Origin of the sequence: Acinetobacter colistiniresistens, assembly GCF_000413935.1 — a bacterium.
Lineage (GTDB): Bacteria > Pseudomonadota > Gammaproteobacteria > Pseudomonadales > Moraxellaceae > Acinetobacter > Acinetobacter colistiniresistens.
The window spans coordinates 388,579-415,320 of record NZ_KE340380.1; the positions used below are offsets into that span (position 1 = coordinate 388,579).

General features: G+C 40.2%; 29 protein-coding genes and 1 pseudogene. 26 read left to right on the forward strand and 4 right to left on the reverse strand.

From position 1 onward, the window contains the following. Positions 1-119: 119 nt before the first annotated feature. On the reverse strand, positions 120-359 hold the full coding sequence (locus tag F907_RS08345) for a sulfurtransferase TusA family protein (RefSeq protein WP_026040228.1): 240 nt from the start codon (positions 357-359) through the stop codon (positions 120-122). 357 nt (positions 360-716) lie between these two features. On the opposite strand from F907_RS08345, the gene F907_RS08340 reads away from it, so the two are divergent. From F907_RS08340 to fba, 3 genes are all read left to right on the forward strand, one after another. After that, positions 717-929: a cold-shock protein gene (locus F907_RS08340; protein ID WP_004911569.1), complete on the forward strand. Its 213-nt coding sequence runs from the start codon at positions 717-719 to the stop codon at positions 927-929. Positions 930-1,031: 102 nt separating this feature from the next. Beyond that, positions 1,032-2,183 carry an ATP-dependent RNA helicase RhlB gene (rhlB, locus tag F907_RS08335; RefSeq protein ID WP_005241904.1) on the forward strand — a complete coding sequence of 384 codons (1,152 nt, stop codon included), beginning with the start codon at positions 1,032-1,034 and terminating at the stop codon, positions 2,181-2,183. 203 nt (positions 2,184-2,386) lie between these two features. Beyond that, a complete protein-coding gene (gene fba, locus F907_RS08330; RefSeq protein WP_005241903.1) occupies positions 2,387-3,424 on the forward strand; it encodes a class II fructose-bisphosphate aldolase in 1,038 nt (345 codons plus the stop codon). 101 nt (positions 3,425-3,525) lie between these two features. Here fba and F907_RS08325 read toward each other — a convergent pair whose 3' ends face one another. Together F907_RS08325 and F907_RS08320 are read right to left on the reverse strand one after the other, a co-directional pair. Continuing rightward, on the reverse strand, positions 3,526-4,839 hold the full coding sequence (locus tag F907_RS08325) for a peptidylprolyl isomerase (protein WP_016652297.1): 1,314 nt from the start codon (positions 4,837-4,839) through the stop codon (positions 3,526-3,528). Next, positions 4,839-7,301, reverse strand: coding sequence for an LPS-assembly protein LptD (locus F907_RS08320; RefSeq protein WP_016652298.1), 2,463 nt, complete (start codon positions 7,299-7,301; stop codon positions 4,839-4,841). Before F907_RS08320 ends, F907_RS08325 begins: the two co-directional genes overlap by 1 nt. Before the next feature lie 118 nt (positions 7,302-7,419). Between F907_RS08320 and F907_RS08315 the strand changes: the two genes are divergently transcribed. From F907_RS08315 to F907_RS08255, 13 genes are all read left to right on the forward strand, one after another. After that, positions 7,420-8,433 carry an aminoglycoside phosphotransferase family protein gene (locus tag F907_RS08315; RefSeq protein WP_016652299.1) on the forward strand — a complete coding sequence of 338 codons (1,014 nt, stop codon included), beginning with the start codon at positions 7,420-7,422 and terminating at the stop codon, positions 8,431-8,433. Beyond that, entirely contained in the window at positions 8,433-9,122 is a 690-nt protein-coding gene (murU, locus tag F907_RS08310) for an N-acetylmuramate alpha-1-phosphate uridylyltransferase MurU (RefSeq protein WP_005275038.1), read from the forward strand. The genes F907_RS08315 and murU overlap by 1 nt, the downstream gene beginning before the upstream one ends. Positions 9,123-9,362: 240 nt before the next feature. After that, positions 9,363-9,998, forward strand: a complete 636-nt coding sequence (rsmG, locus tag F907_RS08305) for a 16S rRNA (guanine(527)-N(7))-methyltransferase RsmG (protein WP_005241898.1) — start codon at positions 9,363-9,365, stop codon at positions 9,996-9,998. A gap of 18 nt (positions 9,999-10,016) precedes the next feature. After that, complete coding sequence (locus F907_RS08300; RefSeq protein WP_016652300.1) at positions 10,017-10,799, forward strand: ParA family protein; 783 nt, start codon at positions 10,017-10,019, stop codon at positions 10,797-10,799. Further along, positions 10,796-11,683, forward strand: a complete 888-nt coding sequence (locus tag F907_RS08295; protein WP_016652301.1) for a ParB/RepB/Spo0J family partition protein — start codon at positions 10,796-10,798, stop codon at positions 11,681-11,683. Before F907_RS08300 ends, F907_RS08295 begins: the two co-directional genes overlap by 4 nt. A gap of 99 nt (positions 11,684-11,782) precedes the next feature. Further along, positions 11,783-12,412, forward strand: a complete 630-nt coding sequence (locus F907_RS08290; RefSeq protein WP_016652302.1) for a MotA/TolQ/ExbB proton channel family protein — start codon at positions 11,783-11,785, stop codon at positions 12,410-12,412. Between the two features lie 14 nt (positions 12,413-12,426). Continuing rightward, on the forward strand, positions 12,427-12,855 hold the full coding sequence (locus F907_RS08285) for an ExbD/TolR family protein (RefSeq protein WP_004806616.1): 429 nt from the start codon (positions 12,427-12,429) through the stop codon (positions 12,853-12,855). Continuing rightward, positions 12,852-14,579 (forward strand): lipid A export permease/ATP-binding protein MsbA, encoded by a 1,728-nt coding sequence (gene msbA / locus F907_RS08280; protein ID WP_016652303.1) that lies wholly within the window; start codon positions 12,852-12,854, stop codon positions 14,577-14,579. The genes F907_RS08285 and msbA overlap by 4 nt, the downstream gene beginning before the upstream one ends. 2 nt (positions 14,580-14,581) lie before the next feature. After that, positions 14,582-15,589, forward strand: a complete 1,008-nt coding sequence (gene lpxK, locus F907_RS08275; protein WP_016652304.1) for a tetraacyldisaccharide 4'-kinase — start codon at positions 14,582-14,584, stop codon at positions 15,587-15,589. A 9-nt stretch (positions 15,590-15,598) separates the two neighbouring features. Next, positions 15,599-16,360: a 3-deoxy-manno-octulosonate cytidylyltransferase gene (gene kdsB, locus F907_RS08270; RefSeq protein ID WP_016652305.1), complete on the forward strand. Its 762-nt coding sequence runs from the start codon at positions 15,599-15,601 to the stop codon at positions 16,358-16,360. Positions 16,361-16,362: 2 nt separating this feature from the next. Next, entirely contained in the window at positions 16,363-17,346 is a 984-nt protein-coding gene (locus tag F907_RS08265; protein ID WP_016652306.1) for a DNA polymerase III, delta' subunit, read from the forward strand. A 184-nt stretch (positions 17,347-17,530) separates the two neighbouring features. After that, positions 17,531-17,836 carry a hypothetical protein gene (locus F907_RS08260; protein WP_016652307.1) on the forward strand — a complete coding sequence of 102 codons (306 nt, stop codon included), beginning with the start codon at positions 17,531-17,533 and terminating at the stop codon, positions 17,834-17,836. A gap of 154 nt (positions 17,837-17,990) precedes the next feature. Then, on the forward strand, positions 17,991-18,500 hold the full coding sequence (locus tag F907_RS08255) for a hypothetical protein (RefSeq protein WP_005241888.1): 510 nt from the start codon (positions 17,991-17,993) through the stop codon (positions 18,498-18,500). Positions 18,501-18,555: 55 nt separating this feature from the next. Here the strand turns inward: F907_RS08255 and F907_RS08250 are convergent, their stop codons facing one another. After that, positions 18,556-19,059, reverse strand: a complete 504-nt coding sequence (locus F907_RS08250) for a hypothetical protein (protein WP_016652308.1) — start codon at positions 19,057-19,059, stop codon at positions 18,556-18,558. Positions 19,060-19,402: 343 nt separating this feature from the next. On the opposite strand from F907_RS08250, the gene F907_RS08245 reads away from it, so the two are divergent. The 10 genes and pseudogenes from F907_RS08245 to F907_RS08205 all read left to right on the forward strand — a co-directional run bounded on the left by F907_RS08245 (position 19,403) and on the right by F907_RS08205 (position 26,737). After that, positions 19,403-19,747, forward strand: coding sequence for a PilZ domain-containing protein (locus F907_RS08245; protein WP_005275060.1), 345 nt, complete (start codon positions 19,403-19,405; stop codon positions 19,745-19,747). Positions 19,748-19,771: 24 nt separating this feature from the next. Further along, positions 19,772-20,545, forward strand: a complete 774-nt coding sequence (locus F907_RS08240; protein WP_016652309.1) for a TatD family hydrolase — start codon at positions 19,772-19,774, stop codon at positions 20,543-20,545. A gap of 43 nt (positions 20,546-20,588) precedes the next feature. Then, positions 20,589-21,197, forward strand: coding sequence for a TetR/AcrR family transcriptional regulator (locus tag F907_RS08235; RefSeq protein ID WP_016652310.1), 609 nt, complete (start codon positions 20,589-20,591; stop codon positions 21,195-21,197). Between the two features lie 11 nt (positions 21,198-21,208). Beyond that, positions 21,209-21,757 (forward strand): pilus assembly FimT family protein, encoded by a 549-nt coding sequence (locus F907_RS08230; RefSeq protein ID WP_032862094.1) that lies wholly within the window; start codon positions 21,209-21,211, stop codon positions 21,755-21,757. A gap of 241 nt (positions 21,758-21,998) precedes the next feature. Next, a pseudogene (gspI, locus tag F907_RS19240) lies at positions 21,999-22,373 on the forward strand (type II secretion system minor pseudopilin GspI); the annotation flags it as partial. After that, positions 22,370-23,161 (forward strand): type II secretion system minor pseudopilin GspJ, encoded by a 792-nt coding sequence (gene gspJ, locus F907_RS08225; protein WP_016652313.1) that lies wholly within the window; start codon positions 22,370-22,372, stop codon positions 23,159-23,161. The pseudogene gspI and the gene gspJ, both read left to right, overlap by 4 nt. Further along, positions 23,158-24,150 (forward strand): type II secretion system minor pseudopilin GspK, encoded by a 993-nt coding sequence (gspK, locus tag F907_RS08220; protein ID WP_016652314.1) that lies wholly within the window; start codon positions 23,158-23,160, stop codon positions 24,148-24,150. The genes gspJ and gspK overlap by 4 nt, the downstream gene beginning before the upstream one ends. Before the next feature lie 110 nt (positions 24,151-24,260). Further along, positions 24,261-24,857: a 6-pyruvoyl trahydropterin synthase family protein gene (locus F907_RS08215; protein ID WP_005275074.1), complete on the forward strand. Its 597-nt coding sequence runs from the start codon at positions 24,261-24,263 to the stop codon at positions 24,855-24,857. Between the two features lie 45 nt (positions 24,858-24,902). After that, positions 24,903-25,616, forward strand: coding sequence for a uracil-DNA glycosylase (gene ung / locus F907_RS08210; RefSeq protein ID WP_005275075.1), 714 nt, complete (start codon positions 24,903-24,905; stop codon positions 25,614-25,616). Continuing rightward, positions 25,613-26,737 (forward strand): enoyl-CoA hydratase/isomerase family protein, encoded by a 1,125-nt coding sequence (locus F907_RS08205; RefSeq protein WP_171068381.1) that lies wholly within the window; start codon positions 25,613-25,615, stop codon positions 26,735-26,737. Before ung ends, F907_RS08205 begins: the two co-directional genes overlap by 4 nt. Positions 26,738-26,742 lie beyond the last annotated feature (5 nt).

Genomic DNA, 26,742 nt, shown 5'->3' on the forward strand with positions numbered 1-26,742 from the left:
AGGATGATATTTAAGTCAACAATTTCATCTTAATGCGAATGTTCTTCATCACTAAGGAAATTTGAGTATAGAAATGTAAATTAAGCAATTTTATCTTTAACCAAGAGTTTAACAAAGAATTACATAGATTCAATTAAATAGTGAAATTCATGGTCTGAAATTTTCTGTGTCTGGCATTGAAGTTGTTGGATTTTGCAATATCGTGTTACATCAATTTCGCTATGTGGATCAGAAGATTTCAGTAAATATTGTTTTGAACCTTCAGTTTTCTTTAACGCGCGTTTCAACATGAGTAACGGCATAGGGCAAGGCTGTCCGAGTGCATCAATTATTTCAGGAGAATTGGGGGTATCAGTCATATTCATTTAAATTATTTCATTCGAAATCATATTAACAAATTTTTGCGTAATTTTTGAGAGAAAAATTTCATTAAAAAAATAGCTAAATTATTGAAAAAAACAGATAGAAACTAGGGAAATAACTAAAAATAATTCTATTAATTGTCATAAACCCGTGATAAGCTCGATGCGTTTTAGGAAGAGTTTAATGCAATATTATTGTAATAAACCCTAATAACAAATGGATGTAACCGGAAATTGTTGATAGTTTTACAGAATGATTACAAGCTTTAAAATTATAAATATTTTAAAACCTTGTTGGCTCTGCTGTTTGCAACACCGGAAGGTCCTTATCTTTCAAAATCTGAGGATTGACTTATGACAGCTCGTGAACAAGGCGTAGTAAAGTGGTTTAACGACACTAAAGGCTTTGGTTTTATTCAACGTAATGGCGGTGATGACGTATTCGTTCATTTCCGTGCAATTGTTGGTGAAGGTCACCGTTCTTTACGTGACGGCCAACGCGTAGAATTCAGCGTAGTTCAAGGACAAAAAGGTTTCCAAGCTGAAAACGTTCAGCCTTTAGACTAATTTGTTGCCTTATACGCAATATGAAAACGCTCCAATGTAATTTGGGGCGTTTTTGTTTATAATAGCCACTTTCTTTTGATCACTGATGGTTCGAGAGCATATATGACGTCTGGTTTTGAAACCTTAAATTTACATCCGCAGTTGAAGAAAGCGATTGATGCTTTGGGTTTTACACAAATGACCCCAATTCAACAAAAGGTTTTAAAATATACATTGGCAGGGCATGATGCCATTGGTCGAGCGCAAACAGGTACGGGTAAAACTGCGGCCTTTTTGATTAGTGTGATCAATGATCTACTTAATAATCCAGTGAAAGAACAACGTTTCCGTGGTGAGCCACGTGCGTTAATTCTAGCGCCAACACGCGAGCTAGCATTACAGATTGAAAGTGATGCACAAGCATTGACGAAGTTTTCAAATTTGCACCTTGTAACGCTGTTGGGTGGTGTAGATTTTGAAAAACAAAAGAAAATGTTGGATCGAAACTTCGTTGATATTATCGTCGCAACGCCAGGGCGTTTGATCGATTTTGTTGAACAAAAAGAAGTTTGGTTAGATAAAATTGAATTTCTGGTGATTGATGAGGCTGATCGCTTACTCGATATGGGTTTTATTCCATCGGTAAAACGAATTGTCCGTTATTCACCATTTAAAGAGCAGCGTCAAACCTTAATGTTCTCTGCAACATTTAGCTATGATGTTTTGAATCTTGCACGTCAATGGTTATTTGAGCCTGTAACAGTAGAAATTGAACCTGAGCAAAAAACCAATAATGATGTTGAACAACGTGTTTATGTGGTTGCGAAGCAAGATAAGTATAAGCTGTTACAAGAGATTCTTCGTGAAGAGCCAATCGATAAGGTGATGATTTTTGCGAATCGCCGAGATCAGGTGCGTCGCTTGTACGATCACTTAAAGCGTGATGGTTATAAGGTTGGGATGTTGTCTGGTGAAATTGCACAAGATAAACGCCTGAAAATGCTCGATCAGTTCAAGCAAGGTAAGAATAATATTATGATTGCAACCGATGTTGCAGGTCGTGGTATCCATGTCGATGGGGTTTCGCATGTGATCAATTTCACCTTACCTGAGCAATCAGATGATTATGTACATCGTATTGGTCGTACGGGTCGTGCGGGAGCGCAAGGTGTAAGTATCAGTTTCCTGTCTGAAGATGATGCATTCTATTTACCTGAGATTGAAAAAGCGATTGGTAAAAAATTACCATTAACGCGTTTAGAAGGTTATTGCTAAGTCTTATAAGGTGTTTAATTAAGACGATAAGATCTTCTTTAAAAAGGCCAAATCATGCGGTGATTTGGCCTTTTTGCTTATTTCATAAGGTTTGCTACTCAAATTACACAAAAGACTGAAGATTTTTTTATAATTCCTGTGATTAGTTGCTGAATTGAAATACATCAGCATGTAGAATATGGCGCATTACCTGGGAGGATATTATGGCTCTAATCTCAATGCGCCAGCTCTTGGATCACGCTGCAGAACATAACTACGGCGTACCAGCATTTAACGTAAACAACTTAGAACAAATGCGTGCAATCATGCTCGCTGCGGATGCAACAAACTCACCTGTGATCGTGCAAGCTTCGGCGGGTGCACGTAAATATGCGGGTGCACCTTTCTTACGCCATCTTATTTTAGCAGCGATTGAAGAGTGGCCACATATTCCAGTGGTAATGCATCAAGATCATGGTACAAGTCCAGATGTTTGCCAACGTTCTATTCAATTGGGCTTTAGCTCGGTGATGATGGATGGTTCATTAGGTGCAGATGGTAAAACACCAACAACATATGATTACAACGTTGATGTAACTCGTCGTGTTGTGGCAATGGCGCATGCTTGTGGTGTGTCGGTTGAAGGTGAGATTGGTTGCTTGGGTAGCCTTGAAACTGGTATGGCTGGCGAAGAAGATGGTGTTGGTGCAGAAGGTGTGCTTGACCATTCTCAGTTGTTAACTTCTGTTGAAGAAGCAACTCAATTCGTTGCAGATACCAATGTAGATGCTTTGGCAATTGCAGTGGGTACCTCACACGGTGCGTATAAGTTTACTCGCCCACCTACAGGCGATATCTTAGCCATTGATCGTATCAAAGAAATTCATGCCGCGTTACCAAATACACATCTTGTTATGCATGGTTCAAGCTCTGTACCACAAGAGTGGTTGGCTGTGATTAACCAATATGGTGGCGATATTAAAGAAACTTATGGTGTACCTGTCGATCAGCTTGTCGAAGCGATCAAGCACGGTGTGCGTAAGATTAATATTGATACCGATTTACGTTTGGCTTCTACAGGCGCAATGCGTCGTATGATGGCTGAAAAACCAAGCGAGTTTGATCCGCGTAAATTCTTCGGTGAAACTGTAGAAGCAATGAAAGAGATCTGTGTTGCTCGTTACGAAGCATTCGGCACTGCAGGTAATGCTAGTAAGATTCGCCCAATCTCTTTAGAGAAAATGGTTGATCGTTACAAGTAATTTAAGTGTTATTTGTGATATGAAAAAAGCGGCTATGGCCGCTTTTTTCATTTGTGAGACATAAAAAATACCAGCAACTTGCTGGTATTTTTTAGCATCAATTATTTTTGCTTTGCCTTAGAGTCTAGGCTAGCATCTTTAATTTCAACATAGGCATTTGCACGTAGCTCTCGCATCCAGCTATCCACCTCGGTATCAAATAAGCGTTCACCCAAAATCTGACGTGCCATACGTTCTTGTACTTCTTTGGTCATATCTTGTTGGCGCGTATCCGTCACTTGTAGGATATGCCAGCCAAATTGGCTCTGGAATGGTTTGCTAATTTGTCCGACAGGGGTCTCTTTCATCACTTTTTCAAACTCAGGGACCATAACACCAGGGCTAACCCAGCCTAAGCTACCGCCATCACGCGCTGAACCTGTATCATTTGAGTAGGTTGCAGCCAATGTCGCGAAGTCTTCACCTGCTTTAGCGCGGTTGTAAAGACTATCGATCATTTGTTTTGCACGATCTACGCTGACAACTTCAGAAGGTTGAATCAAAATATGGCGGGTTTGATATTGAGGAACCAAGGCTTTTTGATCGTTTTGTTTACGTTCAAGTAATTTTAATACGTGTACGCCATCACGAACATTGATTAACTCTGTGGTTTGTCCAACTTGGAGTGGTGCAATACGCGCTGAAAGTTCTGTTGGGATATCAGAGAGTGAGCGGAAGCCCATATCTGCACCATCGACCTTGACTGAAGCTGTTGATAGCTTAGAGCTGATCGCTTTTGTATCATCACTGTTTGTTAACGATTGTTTAACTTGTCGAGCAACTTGCTGTACGTCATTCTCATTTTCTCCAGAGATACGCATATGTAATACGTGGACCTGTGTGCCGAGGGCTGCTTGGCCTTCAGGAGATTTTAAGAAGTTTTCGACATCATGATCACTAATTTTGATACGAGACATGACTTGTTGTTGGCGTAAACGTCCAATGGCTAGGTCTTCAGCAACACGGTTACGTAAATTTTCATAAGTCCCAGGTGCAATTGCATCCAGCTTTTGCTGGAATGCTTCGAGTGTATTTGCGCCAGATTGATTCGCGATTTTTAAAACAGCTGCATTTAAACTTTTTTCATCAGGTTTGATGCCGTAACGTTTGACTTGCTCTAATTGAGCTTGACGAATAATCAGTTGATCCAGTACTTGCATTTGTAAATACTGTTGCGGCGGAATTGTTTTATTTTGAACCTTTAGCTGGTGCTCTGTTTCAGCAACTCCTTGTTCTAAATCACTTTTAAGAATGACACTACTATCAACAATTGCAACAACCTCATCCGTTGGTTGTGCAAAGCTGTGCATTGATGAAGAAATTAGGGCAGCGAGAACAGTCGCTTTAAAGATATGTTGAAAAGGTTTTATCTTCATTAACGTTGTGTCCAAGATTGATTAATTTTGTCGAAACCTAAAACTCTATTCTCAAGCAGAGAAGCAAGTTTGTTGTTTAAAGCACCTAGGCCTTTGAGAGTGAATTCAGCCATAACCGCATTCTTCTTATGAACGCCTGGGGTGTTTGGATCATCTAAGTCATTGTAGTAAGAACGGCCATAGACAGATACAGCCCAACAGCACGACTCGTAATTTACACCGAGTAAGTATTCACGCATAACATTGTTGTCTATGTCGTATTGAGCATGGCCCATAATACGCCAATTGTCCTTTACAGGTTGTATAAAGGATGCAACAACTTGATCGTAGGCATCTTGTCGGTCTGTAATTCTCTTTCTGTAAAAATAACCCAGATTGTATAGATTGCCTTTGTCACCGGTATAGTAAGCTTGTAAGTCTCGTTGTGCGTTATCACCATTTTCTGTCCATGCTGAGTTAGAGCTGATGGTGACATTTTGGTTGAGTTGACTAGAAAGACTTACAATAGGTCCTGTACGACGTTGAGTGTCGAATTCATCCAGTTTTTCGTTTAGGCTGACACGGCGATCGCTAAAATAATAGCTTTGACCAATGCTGGCTTTAATACGCTCTAAACCTTCAGTGTCCAATAAACTATAGGTAATACCAAGCGATAAGAAATTGTTGTCATCTAAGCGGTCATGCCCATAAAAGCGATATGGGTTGAACAGTTGATCATAGTTAACCGAGGCTGTCGTTGAGTCAAAGTTTGGATTGTTGTCTTGGTTTTTATATGGTGAATAAGCATAGAAAGCGCGTGGAGAAATACTTTGAAGGTATTTACCATCTTTTTCAAATGTTAGGCCAGTTGCAAAAGTAAACTGAGGTACGACCACCGATTTTTCTTGACTGTCAGACCCAAGGGTTGCTTTAGTATCTTGGTCATAATAGGTGTTAATACTGCGAACAGAAACTTCTGGGACTGCGTAGAACCAAGATGGGGTTAGATAGTTATATCGAACTGCAAACTGGTTGTAGATACGCGTACCACTTGACTCAAGCGCGGACCCATCATTGATCGATTTTTTGAAGTAAGCCGTATCATTATTAAACTCGTACTGTAACCCTTGTGGGTTACCCGTGACATAGTTTAATAAAAATTGCGGTAATCGAGCATATGGTTTATTTGCATCGGGGATCGTTTTATCTAGTGTCTGGAAGTCTTCAACTTTTAACTGAGCTTTTAGACCTGGAATACCGTTGCGATAATTAAGTTCCCATGCTCGACGTAAGTTAAGATCGGTTCTGGTATTTGGGTTGTGGTTGAAGTCTGCAAAATAGTCTTTATCGGAAGCGTAGTTATACTCTAAATTGGTTGACCATTGATCATTAATGCCCCAGTGATGAAGAAAGTGTAAGTCATCACGATTCTCGTCACCATACTGCTTATCTTTGGCAATATAACCACCCCAGAGACGGCCTGAACCAAAGTTTTCCGTCATATATCGGAATTCAGCATCTAACTTCTCTCCACGCTTACTCATATAACTTGGTGTGAGCGTCAGATCGTAATTAGGTGCCAAGTTAAGATAAATAGGGGTTGCAAGTTGAGCACCACCATCATTGCTATAGCCAAAAAGTGGGCTGAGCAGGCCAGTAGTACGGCGGTCATCAATCGGGAAGTTGAAATAAGGGACTGCAAGTACAGGTACATTTTTCACATAAAGTTTTGTACCGCGAGTGACGCCTCGTCCTGTATCTTGATCTAATTCAATTTGTTTCGCTTGAATTTTCCATGCAGGCTTTTGTTCAGGAGGACAAGCTGTATAGCTTGCATCTTTTAAAATAACTAAATTTTCATTGGCGCGTTTAATCTGACTTGCATGTCCGTGTGCATGCTGTTGTTCAGAAATATAGTAGCTATTATTTAAATCACCTGTCTGGGTCTTTAAATTATAGTTAATGGCATCACTTTGGCTGAGTAAGCCAGATTGGGCAAGTTGAACACGACCTTCGGCATTGGCATAGGTTTGGGTCGAGTCAATAGTAACTTGATCTGCGCGAATCGTACGACCTTCTTGATCGATTACGACATTGCCTTGTAGAACTGAGTCGCCTGTCGGGTTGTAATGTCCATAATCAGCAGTAATGACAGAAGTCGTCGTGTTTTCGTTGCCTGCTTTTGTTTGAGGGTTAATTGGAGTGACCCAAGTCCCTTGGCAAAAAGAAGAACTTAAATAACGATTATCACGTAACTGTGCCTCTGGTGCAGATTTATCTACGTAATATTGCTGGAAAAAGCTTTCCCCAGGATAACTTTCTTGGTCTTGCTGTCCCTGATTTCGAATTGCTGCTTTGAGCTGTTTGTTGTCAAGCGTAGAGACAGCATCAGCTTGAGCTGCGAAACCAGATTGGATCGAGCCGCCACACAAGAGTGTCAAAATAGCTGTTGCTAAAGGATTAAATTTAAACTGATGTTTCATTGTCTCATTAACCAGTACGCTAATTCACAATTAATTATTGTCGCATCATAGAGAAAAAGTTGATAAGTGGCTACACTTAAGCTTTCAAAATCTCAGCTAGTTTTAGATTTTATTGCAAATGAATACACAACGTGAACAATTGATACAAACTTGGCTTCAAGCCACTCTCCAATCTGATCAATTTGAGATCAATTTTTTAGCAGGAGATGCAAGCTTTCGTCGTTATGCGCGAATTGGATTACAAAACAAAACATATATGCTTATGGATGCGCCTCCTGAAAAAGAAGATTGTGCGCCTTTTGTGAGTATTGATGAGTTTTTTGACAAAAATGGTGTGCGTGTTCCGCATATTGTTGCGAAAGACTTAACACTTGGTTTGTTGCTGTTAGAAGATTTTGGTGATGTTGTACTTTCGACATTGCTAACAGATCAGACTGTTGATCAGTACTACGCACAAAGCTTTAAGCAGTTAATTGAATTGCAACAGGTCGATGGTCATGGGCAATTGCTAGCTTATTCATACGAAAAGTTAATGACTGAAATGCGTTTGCTAACGGATTGGATGTTGCCTTCACTGAACATTCAGCCGACAGAGCAGCAGTTGGAAACAATTGAACAGGCGTTTGATTTCCTTGCGATTGAGGCAACTCATCAACCACAAGTGATTGTACATCGTGATTTTCACAGTCGTAACTTGATGAAAATTGAAAATGAGCAAGAGCTTGGCGTGATTGATTTTCAGGATGCTGTGATCGGTGCGGATACCTATGACTTAATTTCAATTACACGTGATGCTTATGTACAGTGGAATGCCGAGCGTGTATATGAGTGGTTTGAGGTGTTTTATAACTTATTACCAGCGGCAGCAAAGGAAAACCGTAGTTTTGAGCAATTCAAACGAGATGCGGACTTGATGGCAATTCAGCGCCATTTGAAAATTTTAGGTATCTTTGTACGCCTGTTTGAACGTGATGGTAAATCTGGCTATTTAAAAGATTTACCACGTGTGATGTGGTATTTGCTTGAAGAAAGCCAAGGCTATGATGAACTGAATGATTTCATGCAGTTTATCCGTAATGTGGTGATGCCGAAGTTTATTGAAAAATATGGTGATTACGAGGTTGCAGCATAATGAAAGCCATGATTCTAGCTGCAGGCTTGGGTAATCGCATGCGGCCTTTAACATTACATACCCCTAAACCTTTACTTGAGGTCGGTGGAAAACCACTGATTGTCTGGCATATCGAGAAACTTAAAGCGATTGGCGTGACTGAGATCGTGATTAATACGGCTTGGTTGGCTGACAAACTCGTTGCGGCGCTTGGTGATGGTTCGCAATTTGGTGTGACGATTTTATGGTCGCATGAAGGTGAGGGGCTGGAAACGGCAGGTGGCATCATTAATGCTTTACCTTTGCTGGGTGATCAGCCTTTTATCTTGGTGAATGGTGATGTCTGGACCACGATGGATTTCTCTTCATTGCTCAGTGTTCAGTTAGATGGTAAGCAAGCACATTTGGTGCTGGTGGAGAATCCGCCACAACATTTGAAAGGTGATTTTATTCTTGCGAATAATCTAGCTTATACTTTTGAGCAGGATCAGTTTGGTGAAGCATTGACTTATAGTGGTGTTGCGGTATTTGATCCACAGATGTTTAATGGATTAGAAAATGGTAAGCGACCTTTAGCGCCATTACTGAAACAAGCGATGCAACAACAGCAGGTTTCAGCTGAAAAGATGCAGGCAATTTGGGTGGATGTTGGCACACCAGAGCGTTTGCAACAGCTAGATCAACAAATCCAGCAAGGTGTATTTGCATAAGGCTATGGTTTGTTTATGACATTTTAGCCGATAGCACAATGCATGGCTGAAATGTCAATAGTCCTAAGAAAAATGCTTTGTCTATCTGTGATTTGCATAGGAACAGACAAAAAATTAGCGGATTGTGCAGTTTATCATGCTTGTAAATGTTTAACTGCATAATCGTTCAACAAGTCCTACTGTGCCTTGTATCAGAAATCGGTATACTGCACAGCAAATTTATCGAGATGTTGCACTGTTATGCATCCTTTTTTTCAAGAATTAAAGCAAGGTAGTCAAGCTCTGGGTTTAAACCTGAGTGAGGATAGCCTAACACTCTTATTGAAATATCAAGATGCTCTAGTGCTGTGGAATAAGGCCTACAACTTAACGGCGATTCGTGAGCCGAAAGAAATGTTGGTTAAACATTTATTGGATAGTTTAAGTATCTTAAATGATTTACCACAAGGCCGCTTACTGGATGTTGGTACAGGTGGCGGAATGCCCGGCATGATCATTGCTTTATGTCAGCCAGAACGTTCTTGTGTACTATTAGATTCAAATGGGAAAAAGATTCGTTTCCTGAAGCAGTTTATTGCTGATTTGAAATTGAAAAATGTTATTGCTGTGCAAACACGTGTTGAAAATGAAGACAGCATTGGCGAGTTGGGACAGTTCGATGTCATTACCAGCCGAGCATTTGCTTCGTTGACTGACTTTGTGGATGCGGCACAACCTTATATGCATGAGCAGAGTATTATTGCTGCAATGAAAGGCTTGGTTCCAGCGGATGAAGTTGAACAGATGAAAGATGAGTATTCATGTAAGATCATTGAACTTCGTGTCCCGAGATTAGATGAACAACGTCATTTACTTTTACTTCAACGCATTCAATAAAAATATTAAGAGGAAGTCATGGCTCAAATTATTGCGATTGCAAACCAAAAAGGTGGTGTCGGAAAAACCACGACAGCAGTCAACCTTGCTGCTTCTTTGGCGATCTTGAAAAAACGTGTCTTGTTGGTCGATATGGACTCGCAAGGGAATGCCACCATGGGGTCTGGTATTCAAAAGAATGATTTACTTTACTCTGTGACCGATGTGTTGTTGGGCGAAGTACCGATTGAAACTGCCATTCAAAAAGCAGAAGTAGGTTATAAAGTACTTGGAGCCAACCGTGAACTTGCTGGCGTAGAGCTGGCGATTGCAGAGCAGGAAGGGCGTGAGTTCATTCTTAAAAATGCCTTACAAGAAGTCGATTCTGCATTTGATTATATTATTGTGGATTGTGCCCCAAGCCTAAGCTTGATTACCGTCAATGCGCTTGCTGCGGTGAATGGTGTAATTATTCCAATGCAATGTGAATATTATGCCTTGGAAGGTTTGGCTGATCTCACTCAAACGATTGATCGTATACAAAAAGCCCTTAATCCAAACTTGGAAATTGTTGGGGTATTACGTACCATGTATGATGCTCGTAATGCCTTGACACGCGATGTGTCAGCAGAGTTGGAGCAATATTTTGGTAAAAAGTTATATGAAACGGTTATTCCCCGAAATATTCGTTTAGCAGAAGCGCCAGCGCATGGTTTGCCAGTGATTTATTTTGAAAAAAGTTCTAAAGGTGCTGTTTCATATTTGAATCTAGCCGCTGAAATGTTGAAGAAAAGTAAAGTGAAAAAAGGAAGTGTGGTATGAGCATCAAAAAACGCGGATTGGCTAAAGGTCGTGGTTTAGATGCGCTGTTGGGTTCAATTCAAAAAGAAAAATTGCAACTTGAAGCACAAGCCTTGGATCATGGTCAACTCAAGCAAATTGATGTCAACTTATTAAAGCGTGGTGAATACCAGCCACGTCGCTTTATTCAAGAACAAGATTTACAAGAGCTTGCCGCATCGATTGAAAAACATGGCGTGATGCAACCGATTGTGATTCGTCCTGTTGACGATGAACAGCATCCCTATGAAATTATTGCAGGTGAGCGACGTTGGCGTGCGGCACAATTAGCAGGGTTAACAGAAATTCCTGCAATTGTGCGTGACTTAAATGATCAAGTCGCAATTGCTTTGGCATTAATTGAAAATATTCAACGTCAAGACCTGAATCCGATTGATCAAGCGGTCGCTTTACAGCGTTTCCATGATGAGTTTGGTTTAAGCCATCAAGAAATTGCAGATACTGTCGGTAAAGCACGTACCACAGTCAGTAACTTATTACGTTTACTCAGCTTGGCAGATCCGATTAAAGACTTGATGCAACAAGGTCAGATTGATATGGGACATGCCCGTGCTATTTTGGCCTTGAAAGCAAAAGATCAGATGGCGGTTGCACAGATCGTGATTGAAAAAGGTTTGTCGGTACGTCAGACTGAACAGTTAGTTCGTGAGTGGAGTGAACCAAAACCTGAAAAAGAAAAGGTTCAGGTTTCTCCTGATATTGAACAGTTGACTCAGAAGCTATCAGAGCGTTTCGGGGCAAATGTGAAAATTGACCATAACCAAAAAGGTAAAGGGAAAATGGTCATTCATTACCACTCATTGGATGAGTTGGATGGAATCCTCAATATTTGTTTACCTAACTAATATTAAGGGTGGATTCATTTATCACGTCTGTAAAGAGACTTGAGTGATAAATGAATCCTGATCCATCCTTTTATATTTTTAATATTATTGGGGAATAATATGTGGGAACTTGTGAAAGCGGGTGGCTGGTTAATGCTGCCCCTTATTCTCTCATCAATTTTTACGGTTGCCATTGCACTTGAACGATACATTCGTTTAAAACGGTCACAAGTTTTACCGCAAGTTTTGCTTATCAATGGTTCTGATGTCGAGTCAGTGATGAGCCATTTACAACAAGATGAAGCATTAAAAAGCCCATTAGGTCGTATTTTAAAAGCAGGTTATGACAACCAAGACCAAGGAGAGCAATTTGCGCGTGCTCAGATGGAAGCAACCGCATCTCAAGAGATTAGTCATCTTGAAAAAAATATTAACTTTTTAGGAACTTTGAGCGCCATTGCACCTTTGTTGGGTTTGCTGGGTACAGTGCTCGGGATTATTGAATCATTTTTAGTGATTGATGTCGGGTCAGCTGGTAATGCCAGTATGATGATGCCTGGTATTTCTAAAGCTTTAATTACCACTGCTGTAGGGATGCTGATTGCGATTCCTGCAATGATTGCTTATCGCTATTTTCAGCGGGTGGTACATGAATATGTTGCTGAATTAGAGCAGCAGTCAACCCTGTTTCACGCTGCGCTTTTTTATAAGAAAGCAGCTCATGCACATGAACACCGTCGTGCAAGCTAAGCTGAGGTGTTCATATGAAGTTTAAACGTTCTCAAGTTGAAGATATTCATATCAATTTGACACCAATGATTGACTGTATGTTATTTATTTTGGTGTTTTTATTACTGTCGACCACTTTTAGTCAGCAAAGCCGTATAAACCTGACATTACCCGATGCACAGGGTGTTCCGCCTAAACAATTCGATCATAAAATTGAAATCATGGTAGACTCCACTGGACACTACTCTGTCAATGGTCAAGCTTTATCAAGCAAAGATATTGCTGACTTAAGTACGGCGATCAAACAGGTTGCACAAGATCGTCGTGATTTTATGTTCATTATTGCGGCTGATGCCAAAGCTGCGCATCAAGATGTGATTCGAGTGATGGATGTTGCCGGTCAACTCGGTTTTGTTAACGTCAATATCAGCACCAAAGTACCAACAAGAGGTTTTACTGAGTGAATCAGGATTTTAAGGTTTATGTCCGTTTAATATCGTATTTAAAATCTTATTGGGGCGTTGCCTTATTAGTCTTACTTGGTTTCGGGATCAATGCAGCGACAGAAGTTTCTGTTGCAAAACTGTTGAAGTACATTATTGACGCCATTCAAGAAGGTAGCCGAACAAACCTAGACTGGTTTCCGGCACTGATTGTTTTATTAATGTTTTTCCGTGGTGTTGGTCTCTTCCTCGGTGGTTACTTTTCTGCGGTGATTTCACGTAGTTTGGTATTTAGTATTCGTCAGGAAGTCTATGCAAAACTTTTAAGACTTCCATCGCAATATTATCTTGATAACAGTGCGGGTCATATCAGTGCAAAGCTGATGTATAACGTAGAGCAGTTAACAGCAGCTTCTTCTGAATCTCTGCAAACATTGATTAAAGATGGATTGATTGTTGTTGGTTTATTGAGTTATCTGCTTTATACCAACTGGCGTTTAACCCTGTGTATTGTCGTTTTCATGCCATTCATTGGTTTGTTGGTCAGGATCGCTTCGAAAAAGATGCGTAAACTGTCAATCCAAGTACAGAATACGATGGGCGATGTAAACCACGTGGTACAAGAAACCATTACTGGAAACTCGGTTGTGAAAAGCTTTACGGGTGAAGAGTTTGAACAGAAGCGTTTTTATAAATCTTCTGAAGAGAACCTGCGTCGTGGTTTGAAAATGGTGGTGGTGCAGAATATTAACAGCCCGATCATTCAGCTGTTATTATCAATGGCGATGGCGATTATTCTTTGGCTGGCGTTGCGTCCACAGGTTTTTGGTGATACCTCCGCGGGAGAGTTTATTTCCTTCATTACTGCTGCTGGTTTGATCTCTAAGCCTGTAAAGAACTTAACTGATATCAATGAAAAACTACAGCGTGGGTTAGCCGCAGCACACTCAGTGTTTGAATTGCTAGATATGCCTGAAGAAGTCAATAACGGGCAGCTTAAACCAGTTTTGCAAGGCAATATTAAATTTGACCATGCAAATTTGCGTTATGAAGATGGCACACATGCAATTAAAGACTTCTCTTTGGATATAAAGGCAGGGCAAACCATTGCATTGGTTGGGCGATCTGGTGCAGGAAAGACCTCATTAGTAAATATGTTGCCGCGCTTCCAAGAGTTAAGTGAAGGGCAAATTTACTTTGATGATATTCCTGTTCAGGATATCGAGTTGGCTTATTTGCGTTCACAAATTGCGACAGTGAATCAACAGGTCGTACTATTTAACCGTTCGGTGCGTGATAACATTGCCTATGGTCAATTACAAGATGCAAGTGATGAGCAGGTAATTGCAGCCGCAAAAGCAGCCTATGCACATGATTTCATCATGAACTTACCGCAAGGCTATGACACGATTCTTGGAGCACAAGGTCTGAATCTGTCAGGCGGTCAGCGTCAACGTATCGCAATTGCAAGAGCGATTTTAAAAGATTCTCCTATCTTGATTTTAGATGAAGCGACCAGTGCGCTGGATAATGAATCTGAATATTTCATCCAACAGGCATTTGATCAAGCAATGCAAGGGCGTACGACGATTGTCATTGCACATCGTCTTTCAACGGTCGAAAATGCAGATATGATCGTGGTCATGGATAAAGGTCAAATTATTGAACAAGGGACACATGCCGAATTGCTTGCCAAGCATGGTATGTATTATCAATTACATCAACGTAATTTTGAGGAAAATTAAGCATGTCGATGGCACAGCGGATTCAGGATGCTTGGAATGAACAGGCTTCGTGGTTAGTGCTGTTGCGCCCATTGTCATGGTTATATCGACTCGGTTTTTGTGCGAATCAGGCGCTATATCAACATGGAATTAAGCCTGTTTATCAAGCGCCTGTGCCGGTTATGGTGATTGGGAATATTACGGTTGGTGGTAGTGGTAAAACACCGTTATTGATCCAGTTGGTTAAGTACTTACAGCAGCATAATTTAAAAGTTGGGGTAATTAGCCGTGGTTATGGTGGCACAGGCCCATTTCCACTTTTGGTGACGCAGGGTTCAGAGCCTGAAGCTGCAGGTGATGAGCCTTGTCTGATCGTACAATCGACCCATGTACCGATGGCAGTGGGACCAAACCGACAAGCTGCTATTGAGTTACTTCTTGAAAATGAAAAACTTGATCTAATTATTAGTGACGACGGCTTGCAACATTGGGCTTTAGCGCGGCAAATTGAATGGATTGTATTGGATCAAAATCGCGGTTTAGGCAATGAAAAACTATTACCTGAAGGATATTTGCGTGAACCAAAATCACGCTTAAAAAAAAGCACCGTGATTGCACATACTAAAACTGCACAAGCACAAAGAAATATGCATTTAGCAGTTGGGGAACCTTATCTTTTAAATCCTGATGTGGAGACGAAATGGTTTGATGCCAGTCAGTATTTTAATGCAGTCGTTGGCATTGGCTTTCCACAGCGTTTTTATCAGACTTTAAATACCTTGAATGTGCAGCAATATCAGGCCCATGAGTTTCCAGATCATCATGACTATGAGATTGGCGATCTAACTTTTGATAATCATGATGCCATTATTACCACTGAGAAAGATGCGGTAAAGTTCAAGGCATTATTAAAGCAAAATCCTGAATTTAACATTCCTGTTTGGGTTGTTCCCGTTGAGGCTGATTTATCATCCGATTGCTATGACTTGCTGAAGTTACAACTGCAGCAAGTTGGTATTCAATTTTCTTAGAGAGCGACCATGAAACATATTGTTATCCCAGCTCGTTTTTCGAGTTCTCGCCTGCCAGCAAAACCCTTATTACTTATTCATGGCCGTCCAATGATTTTGCGTGTGGTTGATCAAGCTAAAAAAGTTGCTGGCTTTGATGATCTTTGTGTAGCGACAGATGATGAGCGTATTGCTGAAGTATGCCGTGCAGAAGGCGTTGATGTGGTTATCACCAGTGCAGAGCATCCTTCAGGTACAGACCGTTTAAGTGAGGTTGCACGTCTGAAGGGGTGGTCGCAAGATGATATTATCGTCAATGTACAGGGTGATGAGCCATTGCTACCAGCACAGCTTGTTCAGCAGGTTAGCCAACTTTTGGTCGACAATCCGCAGTGCTCAATGTCAACACTATGTGAACCGATTCATCAGCTAGATGAGTTTCGGCGAGATAGTATTGTCAAAGTGGTCATGAGTAAGCGTAATGAAGCACTATACTTTAGCCGTGCCACTATTCCATATGATCGTGATGGTGCGAAACTGGCTGAGCCAACATTGCATGATCAAGCTTTCCGTCACTTGGGTTTATATGCCTACCGTGTGAAATTACTGCAAGAGTATGTCACTTGGGAACAAGGACATCTTGAGAAATTAGAGAGTCTGGAGCAACTGCGTGTACTCGAAAATGGCCACCGGATTGCAATAACCGTAGCAGCAGCCAATTTACCACCAGGGGTTGATACTCAAGCGGATCTGGATCGATTAAACACTATGCCTGTGAGTGCCTTTGAATAATTATGGTCGATACTCAATCTGCGGTGAAATATCCTTGGCATGCCCAAACATGGGAATTGTTAACCACACGATTTCCTGAACTTGGGCATGGCCTTTTGTTTTATGGAAAGCAAGGCTGTGCAAAAAAAGAGTTTGCAGCGCGATTTGTGGCTTGGGTTCTTTGTCTGAATAAGCAAGCGCAAGCTGCTTGTGGTGAATGTACGAGTTGCCAATGGTTAAAGTCTGACACTCACCCAAATTATGTGCATATCACCACGGATGAAGAGAATAAAAAGCAAAATGCTAAAATTAAAATTGAAAAGATTCGAGATCTACTTCCATTTGTTCAGCAAACTGGAGAAGGTTGGCGCGTTGTCGTTATTGAGCCTGCTGAAGCATTAAATACGGCCTCGGCCAATGCATTACTTAAGACGTTGGAGGAACCTGGCGAGAAAGTGGTGCTGATCTTATTGGCGGATCATTACTTAAAACTTCCAGCAACGATTCGAAGTCGATTACAGCATTTTGCTTTAGACCGATTAACGATCTCAGATGCACAAGCATTTATAAAACAGCAGATTCCTGAGATTAGCGCTGAGCAAGTTTCTTTATTGTTGAACCTTGCCAATGATATGCCTTTGACGGCTATTGAAATTGAAAAGAGTGAATGGCTACAAAAACGTGCCTTATTTCTACAGGATTGGCTTAAGTTAGTTGCCGAAAAGAATATGCCTTTAAACTATTCAAATAAGTGGTCCAAAGAATTAAATTTCGCTGAATGGATGACCATGTTTGAATACCTTTTAGGGGATTTGATTAGTTTAAAGTTGAATCAATCATTAAAGAATGATGATTTGGATTTTAAGCCACTCGCTGAATTTTATAGTTTAGAAGCACTTTTTACGATTTATTCTGATTTACAGAAGAAAAAGTTAATGATTGAGCAAAATGTACAAACCCAATTGGTTATGGATGAGTTGTTTATTCAGCTAATGAATGTCGGTTAAGTTGGTTTAAAAAATATTTTAATTAAATTGATATGCTTAGCTCTGTTTTCTAATCTGCGGAGCTAGGTTTTGTGGTGATCATGTAAGCTTTGTATATAAATTGTTCATCGCTCTTTAATCCTTATAAAATGTATATAAAATGTGAGTTACTTCACAATAATATTAAAAAATAAGGAATATAGAGATGAAAATAACATTTATCGCGTTTGCTTTATCATTTTTAATGATACCAAGCATTGTAATGGCAGAACCAAAATTTGTATCGAATATTAATGGCTCTTCATTTGTGATTAATGCTTCAAATATAGGGTCTCAAGCCTATGAATGTATTTATAACTATTCTTTCAATCATGATCGGGGCTCAGTAGCGAATCAGTTCAGTGGTAAATTTTATATTGAAGCTGGAGTAAATAATATTTCAGTCATTTCAAGAAATACGGATCGAATGATTAGCAACTTGGATTTTGATTATAAATGTACCGAAAAATAGAAACTCATTTTTGATTTTCCAGAAAAGGCTGCTCATATGAGCAGCTTTTTTATTGGGGGAAATTCTCTCAATAGGATGTTAAAAATTCACATTTTTAAGTAAATATGTTATTTTTTCACATGGCGTTTTGCTAGATATGCTAGGGAATTGAGATATGCAAATAAAAACACTTTTAGTCGCTTTGGGTTGTCTGTCATTGAGTGCTTGCCAGACTTTGGATTCAGCAATGTCAGCAACTGATGGAATTTTAAATAAAACTGGAGATATTTTGAGTGGAGACTTCCGTGGCTTAGGGCCTGCTAAGAAGGCTACTCTGTCAGAAATTTGGAGAGATTGGCAACAGAATGAAATTACAGCAAAGCGAAAGTGGGATGCACAGCGTCTTGAAGTGCCTGGAATCATTACACGTATTACTAAAACAGGTGAGGTAATTTCCCAAAACCAGATTGCGATTATTTTTAAAGATCCAAGTAATGCTAAATGTAAAGGACAGGGGCTGACCCGTGATGATTTAAAAGTAAATACCGATAAAATTAGTAATTTAAAGGTAGGGGATCGAATTACGGTGACGGGTGTGTTGGGGACGACTGAATCAAAATGGGCAACTCAAGGTGAATGCTGGTTCTCCTTCGATAAAGCTGAAATTGTTAAAGCATCAAAATAGTGAATGTGATAGATATAGCAAGCAGGCCTTGCTATATCTCATTGAAATCATTGTCTTATGGGTTGAATTTACCATTCTCATCTTCATGCTCTGCTGCAATTGGCGTATGGTAAATTAGATTCAGCTGATTGTTTTTGAGTAGATAGAATTTTTTGGCATAAATGTCTTTTCCATTCACTTTGACAGAACCATGTGTGATCAATAGCAAACTGTTGGGTTGGGTATCAATTAATTTTTCTCCTGTTTCGCCCCCAAATGTCTGTAGAATTTTACCGGTTTTTTTACTAATTAAGGTGAGGCTATAACACATTGCACCACAACCCCAACCGACCACCACATATTCTCCTGCATAATCCGGTTTTTCTGTTAGACCTTGTGATAATCGTGTTCTAAATAAACGGGCATAGGCATCAGTCATATCCAGTTGAGCCGTGGGTCCTTTGTACAACGAGGCAGGGTAATCGGTGAATTTAGGTGGTTTTTTCAAGCTTTCAGCATAGAGCATGGAGGTGCTCAGTAAGTAAAAGCTACAAAATACCAATAGGCTTATTCTTTTCATGTTTAAACTCCTTTTGATTTAATATTTTCAGCTTTAATTGAGCTCAAAATATTGAAACAGGACTGAATAATTGTCATCTAGACTTAAACATTTCTTTTTAGACTACATGGCTTGTTTAAATAAAGTTCGGATTGTTGACTTTACTCTGCTTTTACCAAAACATTATTTGTTGTTTGTTCGATAGTTTTCTATAATCAAGTGATAAATCGAGTATAGGTTTTTTATTAAACAGTCACCAGGATAAATGTCGTAAACTTGCACAATTTTGGTAATATTTTTAGATTTATCAATGGTATAAAATTATTAATGTTTAAATTAATTGAGTGTTTAACAGGGGAATGTTATGCAACCACAAATGATGGGCGGAATTATACAGGTTAATATTCCTGACAAATCGACATTGCAATCTAGCTACATGCCTTTTGTGTTGGGTGGAGGCTTATTTGTACCAACCAAACAAGCCGTTAAAATGGGGCAGGAAGTATTTGTATTGGCAACCTTGCCTGAGCAATCACAAAAGATTCCACTCACAGGAAAAGTAATCTGGATTTCACATAAACAGACTCATTTTAAGCCACAAGGCTTTGCGATTCAGTTGGTCGGTGAAAAAGGTGTGTATTATAAAAATGAAGCTGAAAAGCTTCTAGCGGGTATGAAAGGCTTGGATCGTCCAAGCTATACGATGTAGTTGTTAAGAGAATAGGAATAAAGAGTGTTTGTTGATACGCATTGCCATTTAACCATGTTAGATCTAACGCCTTATCAGGGCGATTTAGATCAGGCACTACAGCAAGCTCGACTTGCAGGTGTTTCCAAATTCATGGGGATTTCAGTCGATTTGGATGATCATGTTAAATTGGCAGACATTGCAGCGCGACATGATGATGTTGGTTATTCAGTTGGTGTGCATCCTTGTGAAGATGAGCAGATTATGGCGCGTGCAACAACAGACTATCTTGTGAAGCTTGCGCAATCAGATAAAGTCTGGGCATTAGGGGAAACGGGGTTAGACTATTACCATAGTACTGATTTCGTGGCTGAGCAAAAACGGTGCTTCGCACGCCATATTGAAGCGTCGAAAATTGTTAAAAAGCCTGTAGTGGTGCATACCCGAGCAGCGAAACACGATACAGTCGATATTATTCGGGCGGAACAATCTACACATGGCATTCTGCACTGCTTTACCGAAGATTGGGAAACTGCCAAAGCTGTTCTGGATTGTGGTTACTATATTTCCTTTTCAGGAATTGTCTCATTCAAAAATGCACAAGACTTGCGGGATGTTGCGAAACAGGTGCCACTTGATCGGTTGCTGATTGAAACGGATAGTCCTTATTTGGCACCCGTTCCATACCGTGGTAAAACCAATGAACCGAAGTATGTTCCTTTTGTAGCAAAAGCATTAAGTGATGTATATGATAAATCGGTTGAAGAGATTGGCAGGATTACAACACAAAATTTTGAGAATCTCTTAAATTTGAAATAAACGGTTTTGTTGTACTAGGAAGAAAGAGAGTTATTACGTGAAAATGGATCGTCAAGCTCAGTTCAGAGCACGAGAAGTATTAATTTTTCAAATCGCGGAGCAACTCCTGTTAGAAAATGGTGAAGCTGGCATGACGCTAGATGCTTTGGCAGCAGAGCTAGATCTTGCAAAAGGGACCTTATACAAACATTTTCAAAGTAAAGATGAATTATATATGCTGCTCATTATCCGCAATGAGCGCATGTTACTTGAAATGATTCAGGATACTGAAAAAGCTTTTCCAGAACATTTGGCTTTTTTTATGCTGCATCATTTGCATCATCCTGAGCGTACCGCTTTATTTCACCAAATCGAAGAACGTCTTTCGACAACGGGCCAGGGCATTCAGTTGCTGTTTAGTGAATTATATAAAGTGCGTCGGCAACGTTTACGTATCATCATTCGAATGACTGAGAGCTATTTGTTGGGCATCAATAGCAGCATGACTACACGTGATTACCTCGCATCTATTTGGTCGCTGACCTATGGCGCGGCTGTAATTTTGAATTCGAGTTTTTATCAACGTTACATTGGTTCGCGAGACACATTGCGTGTTGCTTATATTGAACAAGCACTCGCATTACCCAAGTTACTTGAATCTGCTATGCCTTAGTTGAAGAGACAATGAGATCATCACTGCGATTACAAAAAGCCTTTACCCTAATTGAGGTCATGGTGGTGATTGTCATTATGGCGATCATGGCATCTTTGGTGGTGTTAAATATCGGTGGAGTGGATCAACGTCGCGCAATGCAAGCTCGGGAAATGTTTATTCTTGATCTCAAGAAAATTAATAAAGAAGCGACAGATCAGGCCAAAGTTTTTGCCTTAAATACTCAAAATGCTACAGATATTGCCCCATTTAGTTATAACCTGTTTGAATATCATGATCAGAGCCGTGAGCAGATTCAGCAGGCAGATCGTACTTGGCAGCTCTATAAAGAATTTAAAACTCGGCAGTTACCAGATCGTGTTTCTTTCAGTATTCAAAGCTTAGATACGGCGAACTATAGCAAAGCGAAAAATGAAGATTTATTGGGGGGTAAAACACCCCAACTTATTTGGTTTGGCAATGGTGAAGTGAAGCCGGTTCGGATTCAGTTCTATTATGAGCAACAACCAATTGGCCATGAGTTAGAGCTAGATCATTTGGGTAAAATAGATGAAAATTAAAGATTCAGATGATGGCGCTCCGTCTTCTTGCGAAGCTGCGCTTCTCAGGGTGAAACGTTGTTTCACTCATCCTACAACTCAAAGCATAGCTTTTCGTCTTGCAGTTGGGAAATCTCGCACCTCAAGCATAGCTTTCGGTCTTGCAGCAGGGCCGAGCGGTGCTCGATTTAATCGTGCTCACTTCGAGCATAGCTCTTCGTCTTGCGCTCGGGGGAAACGTTGTTTCACTAACCCTCGCTCAGGATTTACCTTGCTTGAAGTGATGGTGGCATTGGCGATTTTTGCCGTGGCTGCCATCGCTTTAACGAAAGTTGCAATGCAATATACGCAATCGACAGCAAATGCAATTTTAAGGACAAAGGCGCAATTTGTCGCAATGAATGAAGTGGCAATGATGGAAATCAATCAGGAATGGCTGGATGGGACACAATCCAAGCAAATCACTTCACAAGGTGAAACGTGGCAAATTGATAAAAAAGCACAATCTACCATTAGCCCAAAGATACAACGCATCGAGTTACAAGTCAGTTTATTTAATAATGAACAAGGGAAGGTTGAAGCAGGTGTAACTAATCTTGTGTTCTTTAACTACCCAGCAAAGGCTAGAACACAATGACATATAATTCCGAGCATCGCTTTTCAACGTGCGTTCGAGCCAAGTGTAGCTTTCTTGCAAAGCGATCTAGGCCTGCTTTGATTGGTTCTTCACCTCAGTCAGGATTTACCTTAGTGGAATTGCTGGTTGCAATCGCAATCTTTGCTGTACTTTCCATGTTGGGGTGGAAGGTATTTGATTATCTATTAAAAGTAAAAGATAGAAATGCAGAGCATGAAATGCATCTATTTGCCTTGCAAGATGCTTATCAGCAGGTTTTAAGAGACAGCTTGCAGATTATTCCATTGACTGCAAATGATGGTCGACAGTTACAAGCTGCTATTGTGTTGAATAATCAATATTTTGCTTTTAGCAAAGCTGGTGTTTCTGACCCATTGAAACAGGGACTATCACCTTATGAGCGTATTGAATATCGATATGACTCTACACAAAAGAAAGTATATCGACTGAAATATTCAAATCTTAATATCCCAAATCGTGTACAGCCAATCTCAAGTACCTTGTTGGAGAATGTTGATCAATTTAAAGTGATGGTTCTGAATCCTCAAGAGCTAACTCAATGGCCAGAAAATAGCGATCCAAATAATATTGCCGAGCTCAAAAAATTACCCTTGGGTTTGAAAATACAGCTGACCGTTGCTGGTACTGATTATGAATGGATCTTTAGCCTGTTAAATACGCAAGTTTATTCACAATACCTAGGGAACTCAAATACAAATGGGGGAATAAACCCACCGAATAAAGATGGATCAAATTCATCTAATCATACCGAGCTTCCATCACAATGATTAAGATAAAAGAACGCGTCAGTAAAAAGTCTCATGGATTTGGGGCATCTCAGCATGGTGTCGCCTTATTGACCATTCTTGTGATGGTAGCTTTAGCAACAATTTTAGCAGCGACCATTGCGAAACGACAAACCAATACCTCGGAAAATACGGGATATTTGATGCGTCAAAATCAATCTTTATTATATGCAAAAAGTGCAGAAGCTTTTTTCTCTGAGTTGCTCATTCAAGACAGCGATAATGGCGGTACGATTGACCATTTACAGGAAAATTGGGCTAAGCCCATGCCACCATTTCCAGTGGAAGATGGCTTTGTATCAGGACGTTTGATTGATGAGTCAGGGAAATTTAATCTCAATAATTTGGTTAAAGCAGACGGTAATCAGGTGGATGACTCGGCTCGACGTTGGTTTGAAAAGTTGTTGCAACGAGTTGGCCTGCCTGCTGAGCTCAGTCAGGCCGTGATTGATTGGCAAGATACGAATGATGAGGTTACGGGCGCAATGGGCGCTGAGAGTAGCTATTATCAAGGTCTAGATCCTGCTTATTTAGTACCAAATACAAAGTTTCATAGTGTTGAGGAATTAAAGTTGGTGAGAGGCTTTGAAGGCAAAAATTATGATTTGATTAAGCCTTATGTGACTGCTTTACCTGAGAGAACCAAGGTCAATTTGAATACTGCTTCCGCATTGTTACTTGCCAGTATTGACCCAAAGGTAGATGTAAAAGCGGTAGAGCAAGAGTTGAAACGTAAGCAGGCTGACTTAAGCTATTTCAATAATGTGGATGATTTATGGAAGTTGAGTGCATTTTCTGGCATAGATGAACAAAGTAAAACTGATGCAGCTGCGATGCTAGATAGCAAGTCAAACTATTTTACCGCACAAATCGAAGTTGTTTTAAGCGAACGGAAACGCCAATTTACCAGCTCTTTAATGAGGAAAGATAAGCAAGTGTTTGTTTACTCTAGAAGTTTGTCACCATTTTAGTAATTTTAAGATTGGTTTATCAAATGGTGACAAGGTTTAAAATCAATCCCAATACCGCTTTTTTTGCTTTATAATAAAATCCGTTTGCAGATAAAAGATTAGCTTGGTGCATGTTAATTCGTAAATTATTTAAGTTTGAAAATGCTCATATTGTACGGAACTGTACATCGGATCGTTGTAAGCGTTCGATTCATGGGCATAGCTATAAAGTTGAATTATTATTAAAAGCGTCAAAGTTGGATCATGGGCAAATGGTCTATGACTTCGGTTTGTTAAAAGGTGTGATCAAAGAGTTATTTGATAGTTTTGATCATGCGATCTGTTTTTGGCAGAAAGATGATGCTGCGTATATTGATGCATGTAAAACATTCAGTGCACGTTGGATTGCTTTGCCTGTTTCACCATCAGCTGAACAGTTTTCCCGTATCTTCTTTTATCTTGCTCAGCAGGTACTGAACTCAACCACTACTCAGAATGGTGAGGGTGATGTGGAAGTTTATTCTGTTATTGTGCATGAAACGGATACCGGTTACGCACAGAGCTTTCAGGAAGATATCGACAATGCGCAAATGGGTGTATTAAGTCTGGATCAAATTGTATTTTCAGAACAGGTGCAAGCTGAGTGGAGTGACATTCAAATGTACGAAAATCTGAAAAATGGAATCAAATTCCAAAATCCAAACGTAGAATTACAAGTTAATATTTGAATACTTTCTTCACTTTATTGAGTGAATTTTTTTCAAGGAATATGGATGGAATTTACTGAACAGCAGCAGGACAAATTAAGTAAAGTTCAGTTGGACGAGTCTTGGAAAATCTCATTGTCAGAGTTTTTGCTTAGTCAGAAAATGGATAACTTGCGTGAGTTTTTACAACAAGAAAAGCTCGCCCAAAAAACAATTTATCCACCAAGTAAACAGATTTTTAATGCACTGAATACCACACCGCTCCGTGGTGTGAAGGTCGTGATTTTAGGGCAAGACCCGTACCATGGCCCAAATCAGGCCAATGGTTTAAGTTTCTCTGTACAAAGAGGGGTTGCATTACCGCCGTCTTTGCGTAATATTTTTCACGAATTAAACACGGATTTGGCTGTACCGATTTCACGTCATGGTGATTTGAGTAAGTGGGCAGCACAAGGTGTGTTATTACTCAATAGTGTACTCACAGTAGAAGCGGGTCAACCAACTTCACATCAGAAACAGGGATGGGAAGATTTCACCGATGCAGTAATTGATGCATTGAATGAACAGCGTGAACATGTGGTGTTTATTTTATGGGGCGCTTATGCGCAGCGTAAAGGTCAACGTATTGATCGTAATAAACATCTGGTTCTCAGTGCAGCACATCCATCACCACTGGCTGCGAATCGTGGTGGTTTTTTTGGCTGTAAAGTATTTTCTAAAACTAATCATTATTTGAAACAACACGGCATTGAGCCTATAGACTGGCAATTGGACGCATAATGACTTCTCCTGATTTAAATAGCTATCATCCAGATTTAGTTATTGAACACGCAAAAAATGGTTGGCGAATCATTCGTCTGAACCGCCCTAAATCTTTGCATGCATTGGATGAACCAATCGTCACTGCGTTGCTGCAAGTTTTTCAAGATTTTCATGTTGATGAGACAGTTAAAGCCATTTGGTTTGATTCAACCACACCTAAAGCATTTTGTGCTGGTGGAGATGTTCGTAAATTACGTCAATTAGTTATTAATCAGGAAGTTGACGCAGCCAATCAATTCTTCCAGCAAGAATATGCGCTTGATTTGTTGTTACATAATTATGCTAAACCGATCGTGGTTTGGGGTGAAGGTTATGTCATGGGTGGTGGACTAGGTCTGTTTATGGCTGCACCCTTCCGCCTAGTTACCCCTTATTCACGTTTGGCGATGCCAGAAATCAATATTGGCTTATACCCGGATGTCGGTGCGAGTCGCTTCTTGGCGGATCGTGGTCAAATTGGCTTGTTTACAGGATTGACGGGTTCAATCATGACGGCTGCTGGTGCATTTAGCATTGGTTGGGCAACGCATATTTGTGAAGCGCAACGTGATAATGTCTTGCAAAAGGTATTAAATGTGGACTGGAACCATTATCCAGCAGGCGCATTTAGAGCAATTGACGACACCTTAAATAGTTTGCATCGTCCTGTAGCATCGGGTCCATTACAAAATTCGATTGATGTGATTCATAGTGTATGTCGTGGACAAAGCTTTGAATATGATTACCAGTCGATTATTGGTTTGAGTGATGCAAGTAGTGACTGGTTGCGTCAAGCCAGTGAAAACTTGCAGAAAGGCTCACCAAGTACAGCTGCGATTACTTGGTTGTTATGGCAGTGGGGCAAACAAGGCCATGCTTGGGATGAGGTTTTTGCACTGGAAGCGCAAATCTCTGATTGGAAAATCCGTCATCCTGACTTTGTTGAAGGGGTGCGTGCCCGTTTAGTGGATAAGGACTTGTCTCCAGAGTGGCAAGCTACAGAACAACTCAGCTTGAAAGGTATCTTGGGAGATTGTGCTCCTGTGACCAATATTGAAAGTTGGAATACACTATTAAAGCACTATGGTGTGATTGCCTGAGTCTT